At 66.0% G+C, this 15,841-nt stretch carries 10 protein-coding genes and 1 riboswitch; of the genes, 4 read left to right on the top strand and 6 right to left on the bottom strand.

Annotated elements, in window-relative coordinates; all coding sequences use genetic code 11:
• Nucleotides 1–58 precede the first annotated feature (58 nt).
• From xylF to xylA, 3 genes are read right to left on the bottom strand one after another with little or no spacing between them, the layout of a single operon-like run.
• Nucleotides 59–1,072 carry a D-xylose ABC transporter substrate-binding protein gene (gene xylF, locus ACN9M2_RS02790; RefSeq protein WP_426286659.1) on the bottom strand — a complete coding sequence of 338 codons (1,014 nt, stop codon included), beginning with the start codon at nucleotides 1,070–1,072 and terminating at the stop codon, nucleotides 59–61.
• Nucleotides 1,073–1,101: 29 nt separating this feature from the next.
• Nucleotides 1,102–2,628, bottom strand: coding sequence for a xylulokinase (xylB, locus tag ACN9M2_RS02785; protein ID WP_426286658.1), 1,527 nt, complete (start codon nucleotides 2,626–2,628; stop codon nucleotides 1,102–1,104).
• Nucleotides 2,621–3,937, bottom strand: a complete 1,317-nt coding sequence (gene xylA, locus ACN9M2_RS02780; protein WP_426286657.1) for a xylose isomerase — start codon at nucleotides 3,935–3,937, stop codon at nucleotides 2,621–2,623. Before xylA ends, xylB begins: the two co-directional genes overlap by 8 nt.
• 269 nt (nucleotides 3,938–4,206) lie before the next feature.
• On the opposite strand from xylA, the gene ACN9M2_RS02775 reads away from it, so the two are divergent.
• From ACN9M2_RS02775 to ACN9M2_RS02765, 3 genes are all read left to right on the top strand, one after another.
• The gene (locus ACN9M2_RS02775) at nucleotides 4,207–5,385 is read left to right on the top strand and encodes a XylR family transcriptional regulator (RefSeq protein ID WP_426286656.1); all 1,179 of its coding nucleotides are present in this window, start codon (nucleotides 4,207–4,209) and stop codon (nucleotides 5,383–5,385) included.
• A gap of 28 nt (nucleotides 5,386–5,413) precedes the next feature.
• Nucleotides 5,414–6,457 (top strand): aldose epimerase family protein, encoded by a 1,044-nt coding sequence (locus ACN9M2_RS02770; RefSeq protein ID WP_426286655.1) that lies wholly within the window; start codon nucleotides 5,414–5,416, stop codon nucleotides 6,455–6,457.
• Nucleotides 6,458–6,653: 196 nt separating this feature from the next.
• Complete coding sequence (locus ACN9M2_RS02765) at nucleotides 6,654–8,579, top strand: ATP-binding cassette domain-containing protein (RefSeq protein ID WP_426286654.1); 1,926 nt, start codon at nucleotides 6,654–6,656, stop codon at nucleotides 8,577–8,579.
• 268 nt (nucleotides 8,580–8,847) lie between these two features.
• Here ACN9M2_RS02765 and ACN9M2_RS02760 read toward each other — a convergent pair whose 3' ends face one another.
• Nucleotides 8,848–10,830: a methyl-accepting chemotaxis protein gene (locus ACN9M2_RS02760; protein ID WP_426286652.1), complete on the bottom strand. Its 1,983-nt coding sequence runs from the start codon at nucleotides 10,828–10,830 to the stop codon at nucleotides 8,848–8,850.
• Nucleotides 10,831–10,911: 81 nt separating this feature from the next.
• On the bottom strand, nucleotides 10,912–13,617 hold the full coding sequence (ppc, locus tag ACN9M2_RS02755) for a phosphoenolpyruvate carboxylase (RefSeq protein WP_426286651.1): 2,706 nt from the start codon (nucleotides 13,615–13,617) through the stop codon (nucleotides 10,912–10,914).
• Between the two features lie 95 nt (nucleotides 13,618–13,712).
• Nucleotides 13,713–13,795: riboswitch (S-adenosyl-L-homocysteine riboswitch) on the top strand.
• An 18-nt stretch (nucleotides 13,796–13,813) separates the two neighbouring features.
• Here ppc and ahcY point away from each other — a divergent pair.
• The gene (ahcY, locus tag ACN9M2_RS02750) at nucleotides 13,814–15,241 is read left to right on the top strand and encodes an adenosylhomocysteinase (protein WP_426286650.1); all 1,428 of its coding nucleotides are present in this window, start codon (nucleotides 13,814–13,816) and stop codon (nucleotides 15,239–15,241) included.
• Between the two features lie 72 nt (nucleotides 15,242–15,313).
• On the opposite strand, the gene ACN9M2_RS02745 is transcribed toward ahcY, so the two are convergent.
• The gene (locus ACN9M2_RS02745) at nucleotides 15,314–15,712 is read right to left on the bottom strand and encodes a cupin domain-containing protein (RefSeq protein ID WP_426286649.1); all 399 of its coding nucleotides are present in this window, start codon (nucleotides 15,710–15,712) and stop codon (nucleotides 15,314–15,316) included.
• Nucleotides 15,713–15,841: the final 129 nt, after the last annotated feature.

Here is a 15,841-nt window from a genome sequence, read left to right as displayed (position 1 = left end):
CGGTACTCCTTTCGCTGGACGATGCCCCGCACCGGGCGGGGCATCGCCGATCTTACGCTTACGGGCCGACCTGGGCCTGGGTGTAGAAGCCGTCCTTGACCACGAGGTCCACGTTCTTCTTGGTCAGCAGGGTCGGGGTGAGCAGGATGGTATCCACATCCTTCTTGCCGTTGCTCATCTTCGAGGTGAACTTCGGCGCGGTGCCCTGGACCAGGTTCACCGCCAGGTTCGCCGCTTCCGTCGCGATTTCCTTGATCGGCTTGTAGACCGTCATGGTCTGCGTGCCGGCCTTGATCCGCTTGATCGCGGCGAGGTCGGCATCCTGGCCCGACACGGCCACCTTGCCTGCCAGCTTCTGGCCGTTCAGGGCGGCGATGGCGCCACCGGCGGTGCCGTCGTTCGAGGCGACGATGCCCTGGATGTTGTTCTTGTTGGCGGTGAGCGCGTTCTCGATGATCGACTGCGCGTTCGAGGCCAGCCATTCGTTGGTCCACTGCTGGCCGACGATCTTGATGTCGCCCTTGTCGACCAGCGGCTTCAGGACCTTCATCTGGCCTTCGCGGAGGATCTTCGCGTTGTTGTCGGTCGGGGCACCACCGAGCAGGAAGTAATTGCCCTTCGGTGCCGCGTCGACGACGCCCTGGGCCTGCATCTGGCCGACCTTGTCGTTATCGAACGAGATGTAGGCGTCGACGTCGGCATTCAGGATGAGGCGATCATAGGAAATCACCTTGATACCGGCCTTCTTCGCCTCGGCGACGACCGTGGTCAGCGTCTTGGCATTGAACGGCACGATGACGATGACATCGACCTTGCGCGAGATCAGGTTCTCGATCTGCTGGATCTGCTTCTGTTCGTTGGCGTCGGCGGACTGCACCGACACGGTGGCACCCTTGGCTTCCGCCGCGGCCTTGAAGTAGTCGCGGTCGCGCGTCCAGCGCTCCACGCGCAGGTCGTCGATGGAGAAGCCGATCACCGGCTTTTCCTTGCTGGCGTGCGCCTGCGGCGCCGCGAAAAGGCCGGCACCGATCATCGATACGGCCAGCAACGTATATAGGGCCTTCTGCTTCATGCTCATCTCCATGCTTATGGGATCGCCCTTCAGGAAGGGCGGAAATCGTCGCCGCGAGCGGCGTCGGAATACAGCGGCTTCAACTGCTCGTAAGAGCGGCGGAACAAAGGGTGGCGCGTTTGCAGGAAATAAGCATGACGCGCTGCATCGGGCTCGCGCACGGCGGTGACCGCTGGCATCGGGCAAACGGCATCGAGGGAAGCGCCCGGCTCGATGGCGAGGCGCGCGAGGCGTGCCGCCCCGAGCGCGGGCCCCACCTCGCCGCCACTGCGAAGGATCAGCCGCTTGCCGAGGATATCGGCGAGCATCTGCGTCCAGTAGGCACTGCGCGAACCGCCACCGATCACGGTGATTTCGTCGGCCACGAGGCCGGTCGATTCGACCGCCAGCAGACCGTCGAGCAGGCCCAACCCCACCCCTTCCAGCGTGGCGTTGGCGAGATCGGCGCGATCCGTGCCCGGGCCCAGGTTCGTGAACGAGCCGCGCGCGTGCGCGTCGTTGTGCGGCGTACGCTCACCCGTGAGGTAGGGCAGGAACAGCGGACCGTTTCCCTGAAGGCCTTTAGCCTCGGCCTCGGCAAGCAGGGCGGGCACGTCCTTCTGGCCGGTGAGCCTCGCGGTGAAATCGAGGCAGCTCGCCGCGTTCAACATCACCGACATCAGGTGCCAGGTATCGGGCAAGGCATGACAGAAGCTGTGCACCGCCTGCTCGGGACTCGAACGGAAACCATCGGACACGGCGAAATAGACGCCCGACGTGCCCAGCGAAAGCATGGCCTGGCCGTGGCGCACGATGCCCACGCCCACCGCGCCCGCCGCGTTGTCGCCACCGCCGGCCGCTACCGGAACGGTGTCCATGCCCCAGCGTTCGGCCAGTTCCTGGCGCAGGCGTCCCGCGGGCTGGCTGCCCTCGAACACCTGCGGCATGTGCGACCGGTCGAGGCCCGTCGCGGCGAGCATGGCATCGCTCCACTGGCGTTTCTCGACATCGAGCCAGAGGGTGCCGGCCGCATCGGACGCGTCGGTCATGTATTCGCCGGTGAGGCGCAGGCGCAGGTAATCCTTCGGCAGGAGCACCTTGGCGACGCGATCGAACACCTCCCGCTCATGCTTGCGCACCCAGGCGAGCTTCGGCGCGGTGAACCCGGGCATGGCGAGGTTGCCCGTGATCGAGCGAAAACCGGGCACCCGCTCCAGTTCCGCGCATTCGATATCCGAGCGGCCATCGTTCCAGAGAATGGCGGGCCGCAGGATAGCGTCGGACTTATCCAGCAGCGTGGCGCCGTGCATCTGCCCGGACAGGCCGATGGCCGCCACGCGGCGGGCATCGGTTCCCTTGAGGACCTCGGCAACGGCCATCTCGGTGGCGCTCCACCACGTGGCCGGGTCTTGTTCCGACCAGCGTGGCTTCGGATGCGAGACCTCCAGCGGGCTGGTCGCGCTGGCGCGCACCTCGCCGGCCTCGTCCATGAGCACGGCCTTCACCGAGGACGTGCCCAGGTCGATACCGAGGTACATGCGTGCCGAAGCGTCCATGTCGGGGGTCATATCACCCATAGATATAGCGGTTGACGATGTTCTCGAGCAACTCCTGTCCACCGGAGACATGCTTCGGATGGATGTCGCGGGCGATCGCCTCGTCGGACAGCGAGGCCAGCGTGAAGCCGCCCTGCAGGATCTTCTGGCCGAAATCGGCATCCCAGCCTGCGTAGCGCTTCGCCTTGAAGTCGGCGAGCGCATCACGCTCGATCATCTTCGCCGCACGTTCCAGGCTGAGGGCCAATGCGTCGATCGCGCCGATGTGGCCGTGGAAGAGATCTTCCGGCGCACTGCTCTGGCGGCGCACCTTGGTGTCGAAGTTGAAGCCGCCCGTGGTGAAACCGCCGGCCTTCAGGATCTCGTAGGTGACCAGGGTCAACTCTTCCACGCTGTTCGGGAACTGGTCGGTATCCCAGCCGTTCTGCGGGTCGCCGCGGTTGGCGTCGATCGAACCGAACAGGCCCAGCGCGATGGAGGTCGCGACCTCGTGGTGGAACGAATGGCCGGCCAGGGTGGCGTGGTTGGCCTCGAGGTTCGTCTTGACCTCGTTCTCCAGCCCGAAGTCCTTGAGGAAACCGTAGACCGTGGCGGTGTCGTAGTCGTACTGGTGCTTGGTCGGCTCCTGCGGCTTGGGCTCGATCAGGATCGTTCCCTTGAAGCCGATCTTGTGCTTGTGCTCGATCACCATCTGGAAGAAGCGGCCGAGCTGCTCGCGCTCGCGCTTCAGGTCGGTGTTGAGCAGGGTGTCGTAACCTTCGCGGCCGCCCCACAGCACATAGTTGGCTCCGCCCAGGCGATGCGTGGCTTCCATCGCGTGGCGTACCTGCGTGGCCGCATAGGCGAACACTTCCGGCTGCGGATTGGTGGCGGCACCGGCGGCGTAGCGCGGGTTGCTGAACACGTTGGCGGTGCCCCACAGGAGCTTCACGCCGGTCTCGGCCTGCTTCTTCTCGAGCACGTCGACCATCGCCGCGAAATTCTTCTTGTAGTCGGCGAGGCTGTCGCCTTCCGGCGCCACGTCGGTATCGTGGAAGGTGTAGTAAGGCGTGCCCAGGCGGGAGAAGAAGTCGAACGCCGCGTCGGCCTTCTCGCGGGCCTTGGCCATCGGCTCCCCTGCCGTCTGCCAGGGACGCTCGAAGGTACCCGCGCCGAACACGTCGGAACCCGGCCAGACGAAGGTGTGCCAGTAGCAGGTGGCGAGACGGAGATGCTCGGCCATGCTCTTGCCGAGCACCTGCTTGTTCGGGTCGTAGTGGTGGAACGCCAGCGGATTGTCGCTGCCGGGGCCTTCGTAGCTGATTTTGGGGACGCTGGAAAAGTACGACATAACAATTCCTTGACAAACGTGGGGACGAATCCCGACGATCCTGACGAGCGGCGCCTATTGCGCGCAATTGCGATTTCCGACGGGGGCCGGCTCTTTTTCGATGCCGCGCTGCGTCATGGTCAGATAACGCAAAGCCTGATAGTTTTCGGCGACTGGCGATCATCGCCGACAGGGTCGGCTCCCACCGATCCCCGCAGGAGGTCCGAGTGGCCTCGCATGAGGTCCGAGTGGGAACCGCCCTGCCGGCGATGCCCCTTCGACGGAACCCCATGTCTCCCCACAGAATCGCTTTGCTGTTCAACGCCAACAAGGTGTACGACCGCCAGGTCATCGCCGGCATTGGGCATTACCTCAACAGTACGCGCGTGGAATGGGACCTCTTCATGGAGGAGGACTTCCGCAGCCGCATGCGCGACATCCACCAGTTTCGCGGCGACGGCGTCATCGCCGATTTCGACGATCCGGAAGCACCCGACGCATTGCGCGACCTGCACATCCCGGTGGTCGCCATCGGCGGCTCGTACCACGATCCCGCCGACTATCCCCCCGGCGTGCCCTATATCGCCACGGACAATGCCCGGCTCATCCGGCTGGCGTACGACCACCTCATCGAACAAGGCCTCGGCCGTTTCGCGTTCTACGGCATACCACCCCATCCCGGCAGCCGCTGGGCGCAGGAGCGCGAGCATGCCTTCCAGGCGATCGTGGACGAGGAATCGGTCGAGGGGATGGTCTACCAGGGCTCGCCGACCAGCGCGGGCGGTTGGGGCATGGCGGTGGAGGAACTGGTCACCTGGCTGGCCGAACTGCCCAAGCCGATCGGCATCATCGCCGTCACCGACGCACGCGCCCGTCAGTTGCTGCAGGCATGCGTGATCGGCGGCTTCGCGGTACCCGAGCAGATCGCCATCGTCGGCATCGACAACGATCCGATGGCGCAGTTGCTCACCCGCATCCCGCTCACCTCCGTGATCCAGGGCGCGGAGGAAATGGGCCGCACGGCCGCCCACCTGCTGCACCAGATGCTGCGCGGCATGGATTGTTCGGGCACGCGCGTGCTGGTGCCGCCAGTCGGCATCAACGTGCAAGTGTCGAGCAAGTACCAGCCGATGCGCAGCCCGCATGTGATGCGGGCGAGTCACTACATTCGCCAGTACGGCTGCCTGGGCATCAAGACCGAACAGGTGGCCGATTACGTGGGCGTGTCGCGCACGGTGCTGGAAGAACACTTCAAGCGCGAACTGAAGCAGACCGTGCACCAGGTGATCCTGAAGCACAAGCTCGACACCGCCTGCGATCTCATGACGAATTCAGACACGCCGCTCGCCGACATCGCGCTTCGCTGTGGTTTCACCTCGCTCCAGTACATGTACGCGGTGTTCCGTCGCGAATACGACTGCACGCCGCGCCAATACCTCGACCTCCATCGCAAGACGGCGGCGACCTGATCGCCTTCCGCAGGGAAACGCTTCACCCATGCCCGTATCCAACGCCACCGCCTGGGGCCAACTCCCCGACGGCCGCCCGCTCCACCGCTGGACCCTGCGCAACGCGCGAGACACCCAGGTCGAGATATCCGACCTCGGCGGCACCCTGCTCTCCTGGCAGACCCCGGACCGTCAGGGCCGCGTGGGCGAGGTGTTACTCGGTCACGCCGACGCGGGGCAGTACATCGATTCCAACGCGTACATGGGCGCGATCGTCGGCCGTTGGGCCAATCGCATTCGCGGCGGACGCTTCCGGCTCGATGGCATCGACTACAAGGTCGATCGCAACGATGGTGGCAACCACCTGCATGGCGGCAACTACGGGTTTCACCTGCAGCGCTGGGACGTGGAGCCGGAAGGCGAGAACCTGGTGCTGCGTCTGGTGTCGCCCGAGGGTGACGGCGGGTTTCCCGGCGAAGTGAAGGTCGAGTTGCGCGTGCGGCTCGACGATAACGGCACGCTGGACCTGCGCTATATCGCCACCAGCGACGCCCCCACGCCGCTCAGCCTGACCGCCCATCCGTACTTCAACCTCAACGACCGGCGGCCGGACATCCGCGACCACATGATCCGGATCGACGCGGACGAATTCCTGGCCATCGATGCGGGGGCGATACCGGTCGGACGCCAGCCCGTGGCTGGCACCGCCTTCGATTTCCGCGAAGCGGCGCCGATCGGCTCGCGCCTGCACTGGCCCGATCCGCAACTGCAGCTGGTGGGCGGCTTCGACCATTGCTATATCCCTCGCCCATCGATGGCCCAGGCGCCACGCGTGGTCGCGGAAGTCGTGGAACCATCCAGCGGGCGCCGTCTCACCGTCGAGAGCGACCGCCCCGGCCTGCAGTTCTACAGCGGGCAGAAACTCACCGGGCAGCCGTCGCGGAACGGCGACACGTACGGGCCCTTCGCCGGCTTCGCACTGGAGACCCAGGCCTTTCCCGACCAGGTCAATGGCACGGATGCGGAAGGCGCGATCCTGCGCCCCGGCGCGGTATGGCGCCAGCACACGCGCTACCGGGTGGACACGCTGTAGCCGCGTTCTGGTGGGAGCCGAGCTTGTCGGCGATGGGTGCTTGCCTCGAACTGGCCCGCTGCCGCGGGATCGCCGACAAGGTCGGCTGCCACCAGGGCTTGGTCTCCTTTCAGGCTTGGTCTCCTACCGGAGCAGGGCCTCCCATCAAACGGGCAATGTCATGGGGTGGCAAGGCGCCACCGGGTACAATATCCGGATGTCCCTTATCCAACTCCTCAACGTCGACTTCAGCGTCGGCGGCCCGCTCCTGCTCGAACAGGTCGACCTTTCCCTCGATGCCGGCGAACGCGTCTGCGTCGTCGGGCGCAATGGCGCCGGCAAATCGACGCTGATGAAGCTCATTGCCGGGGAACTGCACCCGGACGATGGCGAGATCCGCCTGCAAGGCGGCACGCGCATCGCGCGCCTCACGCAGGAAGTGCCGCAGGACACCTCGGGCAGCGTCTTCGACGTGGTGGCCGATGGCCTGGGCGAACTGGGCCACCTGCTCGCGCGCTATCACCACCTGCTGGAGACCGGCGACATGGACGCGCTCGGCGACGTGCAGTCGCAGATCGAGGCCCACAACGCATGGGATCTCGATTCACGCGTGCAGCAAGTGATCGAACGCCTGGAACTGCCGGCGGACACCGATTTCTCCGAATTGTCCGGCGGCATGAAGCGCCGTGTCCTGCTCGGCCAGGCGCTCGTTCGCGACCCGAACCTGCTCCTGCTCGACGAGCCGACCAACCATCTCGACATCGAGGCGATCGCCTGGCTCGAAACCTTCCTCAAGGGCTTCGCCGGCAGCATCGTCTTCATCACCCATGACCGCAGCTTCCTGCGCGCCCTGGCCACGCGTATCGTCGAGATCGATCGCGGCCAGGTCACCAGCTGGCCCGGCGACTACGACAACTACCTGCGCCGCCGCGAGGAACGCCTGCATGCGGAAGCCCAGGCCCAGGCGCATTTCGACCGCAAGCTGGCTCAGGAAGAAGTGTGGATCCGCCAGGGCATCAAGGCGCGGCGCACGCGAAACGAAGGCCGCGTGCGCGCACTGAAGGCGATGCGCAATGAGCGCGCCCAGCGCCGCGAGCAAGCCGGTAACGCCAGGATCACCCTCGCCACCGCCCAATCCTCGGGACGCAAGGTGATCGACGCCAAGCACGTCACCCAGGCCTACGGCGGACGCACCCTGCTGCGCGATATCTCCACGACGATCATGCGCGGCGACCGTGTCGGCATCATGGGTCCGAACGGAGCGGGCAAGTCCACGCTGCTGAAGATCCTGCTGGGTGAGCTCAAGCCGCAGGAAGGCGAGGTCACGCTGGGCACCGGCCTGGAAGTAGCGTATTTCGACCAGCATCGCTCCACGCTCGACGACCGGCTGAACGCCCTCGACAACGTGGCCCAGGGCCGCGAATACATCGAGCTCAACGGCCAACGCAAGCACATCGTCGGCTACCTGCAGGATTTCCTGTTCTCGCCCGAACGATCGCGCGCACCGATCACGCGGCTTTCCGGAGGCGAACGCAACCGCCTGCTCCTAGCGAAGCTGTTCGCCCAGCCGTCGAACCTGCTGGTGATGGACGAACCGACCAACGACCTCGACGTGGAGACACTGGAACTGCTCGAGGAACTGCTCAACGAATACACCGGCACCCTGCTGCTGGTGTCGCACGATCGCGACTTCATCGACAACGTGGTGACCAGCACCCTGGTGCTCGAAGGCGATGGCGTGGTCGGCGAATACATCGGCGGCTACAGCGACTGGTTGCGGCAGAAGCCCGCCGTGGCCGCGAAGCCTGCCGGGTCGAAGGCTGCCTGGTCTTCGTCGACGTCCGAGGCATCGTCCGCATCGGCGCAAGCATCCACGCCGGCGTCGGCACAGGCACCCGTCGCCGCACCCGTCGCGGTGGCGCCAAAGAAGAAGCTCTCCTTCAAGGAGCAGCGTGAGCTCGAATTGCTACCGGCGAAGCTGGAGGAACTCGAATCCGAGATCGCCCGCCGTACCGCCGCGATGAACGACCCGAAGTATTTCCAGCAGGACGCCGCGACGATCACGCGCGGCAACGAGGAACTGGCCAGGTTGCAGGCGGAACTGGACGTGGCGTTCGCGCGCTGGGAAGAGCTGGAAGGCTGACAAAGCCCACCCGATCCAGGCCGCCCGAAAGGCCCTCACCCCTTGTGGGAGCCGCTTCAGCGGCGATGGGTGCTTGCCTCAACCTGGCCCGCTGCCGCGGGATCGCCGGCAAAGCCGGCTCCCACAGGTCTGGTTCCTACCGGTCTGCTCCTGCCCGGTCTGCTCGACGCTATGGGTGGGAAGCCGCTTCAGCGGCGATGGGTGCTTGCCTCAACCTGGCCCGCTGCCGCGGGATCGCCGACAAGGCCGGCTCCCACCGGGCATCGCTTTATAGCCGGAACACCTCGACCACGCGGGCCAGTTCCGCGGCCTGGTCTTCCAGGCTCTTCGCGGCGGCCGCGGCTTCTTCGACCAGGGCCGAGTTCTGCTGGGTCGAGTCGTCCATCCGCGAGACGGCATGGTTGATCCGGCCGATCTGTTCGGACTGTTCGCCCGAGGCTTGGCTGATGTTGCCCATCAGGTCCGCCACGGCGCGGATGCGGCCCAGCACCGTTTCCATGTTGCGTCCCGCGTCCGTTACCAGGCCGTGCCCAGCGTCGACCTGGGCCACCGATTCGGTGATCAGCGACTCGATTTCCTTCGCCGCCGACGCGCTGCGCTGGGCGAGATGGCGCACCTCTTCCGCCACGACGGCGAAGCCCTTGCCCTGCTCGCCCGCCCGCGCCGCCTCCACCGCGGCATTGAGCGCGAGGATATTCGTCTGGAAGGCGATGCCGTTGATGATGCCGATGACATCGGCGATACGCTGCGCCGAGGCCTGGATACCGTTCATCGCTTCCACCGCCTCCTGCATCGCGCCGGCTTCCTGCTGCACCGCCACGCTCGCATCGGCCGCCAGCGCGCTCGCCCTCGCCGAGTGACCCGCGTTGTCGCGGACCGTACGCGTGAGCAGGTCGAGGCTGGACGCCGTCAGCTGAAGCTCGTGCGCCTGGGTTTCCGTGCGCGACGACAGATCGGCATTGCCCGCCGCGATCTCCGAGGTGCTGCCCGTCATACTGGCCGCGGCCTTGCGCACGGAGCGCGCGATGTCGCCGAGACCGTCGCCGATGCCGTCGATGGAACGCATCAACTGGCCGATCTCGTCGCCACGCGCGGAAGCGAGCCGCGCCGTGAGGTCACCCTCGGCGAGACGTCGCGCCGCCTCGACGGCATCGGCCAGCGGCCGGGTGATACGCATGCGTATCGCGAAGATCAGGAGCAGGCACAAGGCAACGACCAGGGCGATGCTGGTCGCGGCGGCGATGAGGCGCATGTGCCGCACCGGGCCGAGGAGTTCATCCATGTCCACCGTGCCCGCGACGAGCCAGCTCCACGCCGGATCGGTCGCATAGACGGCCAGCCGGTCCACCGACCGGCCGCCCACAGCGACGCGATAGCGTAGCTCGCCTTTCCCACCTGACAGCATGCGGCCGAAGATCGGCTGGCCATCCTCGTCGAGCATCTTGAGGGCGGCGCCGGGTGCCTTCGCGGCATCGTTCGTCATCGACGGATCGACGATCAGCGTGCCGTACCGCTTTCCGGCACTGGCATCGACGACGGAGTAATAGCCGCTCTGGCCGATGTGGATCGCGGCGATCTCGTCCTGCAGCGACTGCATCTCCTTGCCGATCTCCACGCCGACGAAGAAGACGCCGAGCACGTTGCCCGCCTCGTCCTTGATCGGCTCGTAGCGCGTGATGTACGGGCGGTCGAACAACACGGCCGGACCGCCATACGACTTGCCCGTGAGCAGCAAGGGAAAGGCGGGATGGGCATGATCGATGGAGGTTCCGACGGCGCGCGAGCCATCCTCTTTCTTCAACGAGGTGGTGACACGAACGAAGTCGGGTCCATCGCGGACGAACAGCGTCGCCACCACATGTGCCCGCGCGGAAAACTCGTCGGTCAGCGAAAAATCGTTGTTCAACGGCTTGCCGTCATGCAACAGCAAGGGCACGGTGTGCCCGGCCATCATCACGCGGTGCTTGTCGTCGACCGTGAACTTTCCGGGGAAGTAACTCTTGTATACGCCGAGGAAGCGGTCGGACTCGGCCAGCAGCGCACCGCTGAACGTATTGACCGTGCCGATGATGGCCCGGTTGCCGCGGGCGAGGTCCTCGCGGGCCCTGGCCTCCAGTTCCCGCGAGGCCATGGTCGTGACGACGACGGTGAGCAAGGCGATGCCGAGGGCGACGATGCCGACGACGAGCAAGGTCAACCGCGCGCCGACACTCATGCCGCGCCGGCCGGCGCGGTCGCTGTTCTGGTTCATGGAATCCTACCGGAGTGGTGGAGCACCCCGAACGGGTGCCCATGGCCGTTATGTCGGCAGGCCCCGGCGGGGCTTTAGCCCTCAACCCGTATTCTGAAGTCCTTGTGAGACGCCGTTCACACAAGCGACCAGGGCACTGAGAAGGGCGTCGTCCTGTCCGCCAGTGGCGCGCCAGCGCCGCAAGAGGTCGACCTGGAGCAGGCTCATCGGGTCCACGTACGGGTTGCGCAGGCGGATCGAGGTGGCCAGCCGGGGCTCGGCTGCCAGCAGTTCCTTCGCGCCCTTGAGTTTCAGCAACCAGGCGACGGTTCGCTCGAACTCTTCGCGGATCATCGGGAAGAAGCGCTCGTGCAAGGGACCGGCCAGGCGGGAAAAGGCCTCGGCGATGTCGATATCCGCCTTGGCCAGCACCATTTCCACGTCGTCGAGCATGGTCGAGAAGAAGGGCCAGTCGCGGGCCATGCGCACCAGCGCTTCCTCACCGCACTCCCGCGCTACGGCGTCGAGCGCGGCGCCGAGCCCGTACCAGCCGGTAAGCACCGCGCGGCACTGGGTCCAGGAAAACACCCATGGAATCGCGCGCAGGTCCTCGACGCCTTTCATGCTGCGCCGGCGCGCCGGACGCGAGCCGAGCGTCATGCGCTCGATCACGTCGATAGGCGTGGCGCCCCTGAAGTAATCCACGAAACCCTCGGTGTCGACGAAGGCGCGGTAAGCCTTGCGGCTTTCCCCGGAAAGCCGCGCCATCGTCTCTTTCCACGCGGCCTCGCGTGACTCGACCTCGCGCGGCCGCAACGAGGCACGCATCACGGCGCCGAGCGTCTGTTCCAGGTTGCGCACGGCGAGTGCGCGGATACCATATTTGCGATGGATCACCTCGCCTTGCTCGGTGACGCGCAGCACGCCGCCGACGGAACCGCGTGGCGAGGCCATCAGGGCCGGTGTGATGCGCGATCCACCGCGACTCGCCGAACCGCCGCGGCCATGAAAGAAGGCCACGCGAACACCGGCTTTCGAAGCCACGTCGAGCAGTTCCACCTGCGCGCGCTGCAGGCTCCACTTTGACGCGACGGTTCCGCCGTCCTTGCCGCTGTCGGAATAACCCAGCATCACCCACTGCCGGTCGCCACGCGCCTTGAGATGGGCGCGATAGACGGGGTCGTCCAGCAACGCCTGGAGCGTCTCCGCACCACCGGCGAGGTCGTCGATGGTCTCGAACAGCGGCGCGATGTCGAGCGGCACGCGACCGTCTTCCAGCAAGCCGCCCCGCCGCGCGAGCGCCAGCACGGCGAGTACGTCCGCCGCCGTTTCGGCCATGCTGATGATGTAGAGCCCAGTGGCCTCCGGGCCGTAACGCTTGCGCGAATCGGCCAGGGTGGCGAACACCGCGCGCAGCATCCCTGCGGCCTCGTGATCGTCGCCCGCGACGAAACTGCGCTCGCCCGCCGCATAAGGCCGCAGCGTCTTCACGCGCGCCGCGGTGTCGCGGTTGACCCAGTCGTCGTCACCGAGCAACGCGGCCAGTGCCTCGTCGTGGACACGGGCGTCCTGGCGCACGTCCAGGCGCGCCAGGTGGAATCCGAACGTGCGTGCGCGCCACAGGAGACGATTCACCGCATACGCACCGGCATGCACGCCACCATGTTCGACAAGACTCTTCTCGACCAGCGCGATATCGCCGATGAACTCGCCGGCCGACGCATAGGCCTCGCCCCCTTCGTGCAACGTGGCGTCGAGACGAGCCGCGACGAAGGTCAGGAAACCGCGATAGGGCATGTCGGCATGGCGGGGCCGGATGCGTTCCGCCGCATCGGGAAGGCGTTCGCGATAATCCTCGATGCGCCGCTGGAGCTTGTCGTCCAGCGTGACGCGATCCTCGGTCTGGCTGAGCAGTCGGCCGAGGCCCGCGACCTCCTCCATGTAACGCTCCAGCACCAGCGTCCGTTGCGCCGCGAGGGTGGCGGCGATGGTGTCCGCGTTGACGTTGGGATTGCCGTCCATGTCGCCACCCACCCAGGTGGCGAAGCGGAGCAGGCGCGGGATCGTCACGCCTTCGCCGTAGGTCTCCGCGATGGCCTGCTGCAACGACTCGTAGAGGGCGGGCAGCACGCGGTAGATCGGCCGGGAGATGTAGAAGCCGACGTGGTCGAATTCATCCTGCACGCTGGGCCGCACCGGCGAGGCTTCGGCGGTCTGCCATCCGGCGGAAAGCGCCATGAGGATGCGCGCGTCGTCGTCGCGCAACTCCTGCGGCGTGCGCGTGGGATCGAACTCGTCGACCAGTGCACGGACGATTTCCTGTTCTTTCTCAAGCAGCGAGCGGCGCACGGCCTCCGTCGGGTGGGCGGTGAACACCGGCTCCACGTCCAGTCGTTCGAGCAGCCGGACCAGTTCGTCGCGGCCGACGCCGTCCTTCTTCAGCAGGGCGAGCACCGAAGCCAGCGACTCCGGCTGCGGCGCGCCGCCCTCGCGCTGGTAGTCGCGGCGGCGGCGGATGCGATGGACCCGCTCGGCGGTATTGACCGCCTGGAAGTAGGTGGCGAAGGCGCGGGCCAGCGCCTCGGCATCCGCCGCGTCCAGGCCCGTGAGCGACTCGGCCAGCGCATCCACGGCCGCTCCGCTGCGCCGGCGGTGGATCGCCGCCGTGCGCACGTGTTCCACGCGCTCGAAGAAGGCCTGGCCACCTTGTTCCGCCAGCATCTGGCCGACCAGGGCGCCGAGGCGGCGCACGTCCTCGCGCAGGGGGCCGTCGTGGGGGAGGAACTCGGGATCGCGTGCGGCTTCCATCGGACTCTCGGTTGGCGTCGAAACCCTGAGAGTACCGAAAAAGACGTGTTCATCCCTGCATCCGGATTCCGCGATACAATCGGGGGACCGTTTTGCCCGCCGAGGGGCGCTGCGACCGTGGGAACGTCCCCATAGGCCAGGCTCGGCGCGGCGTCCCACCAAACGGCGCCCCCGTGAATCTCCGGAGCTACGCCAGATGAACGCCGTCACCAAAGACACCTTCCAGGATTACAAGGTCCGCGATATCTCGCAGGCCGCCCTCGGCCGCCGCCGCATCCGCATGGCGGAAGAGGAAATGCCGGGCCTGATGCAGATCCGCGCCCGCTATGCCAAGGAGAAGCCGCTCCAGGGCGTGCGCCTCTCCGGCTCGCTGCACGTCACCAAGGAAACCGCCGTGCTGGCCGAGACCCTGCGCGAGCTGGGCGCCTCGGTCCGCTGGGCTTCATGCAACATCTTCTCCACCCAGGATGACGTCGCCGCGGCGCTGGCCGCCGGTGGCCTGCCGGTGTTCGCCTGGAAGGGCGAGTCGCTGGAGGAATACTGGGACTGCACGCTCGACATGCTGACCCATCCGGGCGAACTCGGCCCGCAGCTGATCGTCGACGACGGTGGCGATGCCACCCTGCTCATCCACAAGGGTCTCGAACTCGAGCAGGGTTCGGACTGGGTGAACTCGCCGGGCGCCAACCACGAGGAACAGGTCATCAAGGACCTGCTCAAGCGCGTCGCCAAGGAGCGCCCGGGTTTCTGGACCAAGGTCGCCGCCGAATGGCGCGGTGTCTCCGAGGAGACCACCACCGGCGTGCACCGCCTGTACCAGCTCGCCGAAGCCGGCAAGCTGCTGGTCCCGGCGATCAACGTCAATGATTCGGTCACCAAGAGCAAGTTCGACAACCTCTACGGTTGCCGTGAATCGCTGGCCGATGGCATCAAGCGCGCCACCGACCTCATGGTCGCCGGCAAGGTCGCCGTCGTCTGCGGCTATGGCGACGTGGGCAAGGGCTGCGCCCATTCGCTGAAGGGCTTCGGCGCCCGCGTCATCGTCACCGAGATCGACCCGATCAATGCCCTGCAGGCCGCGATGGAAGGCTTCCAGGTCACGACGATCGAAGAGACCCTCGGCTTCGGCGACATCTACGTCACCACCACGGGCAACAAGGACATCATCACGCTGGAGCACATGGCGGCGATGAAGAACAACGCCCTGGTCTGCAACATCGGCCACTTCGACAATGAGATCCAGATCGACCGCCTGAACGCGGCGAAGGACGTCACCCGCGAGACGATCAAGCCGCAGGTCGACCGCTACACCTTCGCCAAGGGCAACAGCATCTACATGCTGGCCGAAGGCCGCCTGGTGAACCTCGGCTGCGCCCATGGCCACCCGAGCTTCGTCATGTCGAACAGCTTCTCCAACCAGACGCTGGCGCAGCTCGACCTGTGGAAGAACAAGGACACCTACGAGAAGACGGTGTACCGCCTGCCGAAGAAGCTCGACGAGGAAGTCGCCCGCCTGCACCTGGAGCAGATCGGCGTGAAGCTCACCGTGCTCACGAAGGAACAGGCCGACTACATCGGCGTGCCGGTGGAAGGCCCGTACAAGCCGGACCACTACCGCTACTGATCGAACGATCCATCGCGGTCACGAGGAGGCGCCTTCGGGCGCCTTCTTGCGTATGGGCCACAGGCGATACTTTCAACGCACCCATTCGACCAACGGCTTTCCCTTCGGGACGATGTAGGTGCCCAGTTCGGCGCCATTGGTGGTTCCCACGTTCGTCGCCTTGTGCACGACGCCAGCGGGCACGAACAACACGTCACCAGCCTTCAGGCGAACCGGCGGCTTGCCTTCGAGGGTGTACTCCAACGTGCCTTCGATCACGTAGATGATTTCCTCGCCGGGGTGCCTGTGGTTCGGCGCGGTCTTTCCGGGATCGATGTCGACGCGCAGCTGTACTTCCTCCCAGCCGGGGATGCTGAGGTCGTGCTGGGAAAGTTCGGTGCGGCGGCTGGTCGTGGGCTGGTCCGCGGCGGCAACCTGGGTGGCCGATGTGGCGGTGAACGCGAGAACGGCGGCGAGGACGATGGTTTTCATGGACTACTCCAGTGTGTAGTCCCATTAGGCGCCCGCGATGTCTTCGGGGGATGTCCGGATTCGCCCATATTTGTATCTCGGCGTACGGACATCTTTCCATCTGGATGGAAAGATATTTATACTGCGGAC

This window comes from Luteibacter sp. E-22 (genome assembly GCF_049913125.1).
GTDB lineage: Bacteria > Pseudomonadota > Gammaproteobacteria > Xanthomonadales > Rhodanobacteraceae > Luteibacter.
Note: the sequence above shows the minus strand (reverse complement) of the source record. Positions and strands in the feature narration are given on the sequence as shown.

Bases quoted from the DNA above. Each gene is read 5' to 3' on its own strand.
- xylF (WP_426286659.1), bottom strand. From the start codon at position 1,072: ATGAAGCAGAAGGCCCTATATACGTTGCTGGCCGTATCGATGATCGGT.
- xylB (WP_426286658.1), bottom strand. From the start codon at position 2,628: ATGGGTGATATGACCCCCGACATGGACGCTTCGGCACGCATGTACCTC.
- xylA (WP_426286657.1), bottom strand. From the start codon at position 3,937: ATGTCGTACTTTTCCAGCGTCCCCAAAATCAGCTACGAAGGCCCCGGC.
- ACN9M2_RS02775 (WP_426286656.1), top strand. From the start codon at position 4,207: ATGTCTCCCCACAGAATCGCTTTGCTGTTCAACGCCAACAAGGTGTAC.
- ACN9M2_RS02770 (WP_426286655.1), top strand. From the start codon at position 5,414: ATGCCCGTATCCAACGCCACCGCCTGGGGCCAACTCCCCGACGGCCGC.
- ACN9M2_RS02765 (WP_426286654.1), top strand. From the start codon at position 6,654: ATGTCCCTTATCCAACTCCTCAACGTCGACTTCAGCGTCGGCGGCCCG.
- ACN9M2_RS02760 (WP_426286652.1), bottom strand. From the start codon at position 10,830: ATGAACCAGAACAGCGACCGCGCCGGCCGGCGCGGCATGAGTGTCGGC.
- ppc (WP_426286651.1), bottom strand. From the start codon at position 13,617: ATGGAAGCCGCACGCGATCCCGAGTTCCTCCCCCACGACGGCCCCCTG.
- ahcY (WP_426286650.1), top strand. From the start codon at position 13,814: ATGAACGCCGTCACCAAAGACACCTTCCAGGATTACAAGGTCCGCGAT.
- ACN9M2_RS02745 (WP_426286649.1), bottom strand. From the start codon at position 15,712: ATGAAAACCATCGTCCTCGCCGCCGTTCTCGCGTTCACCGCCACATCG.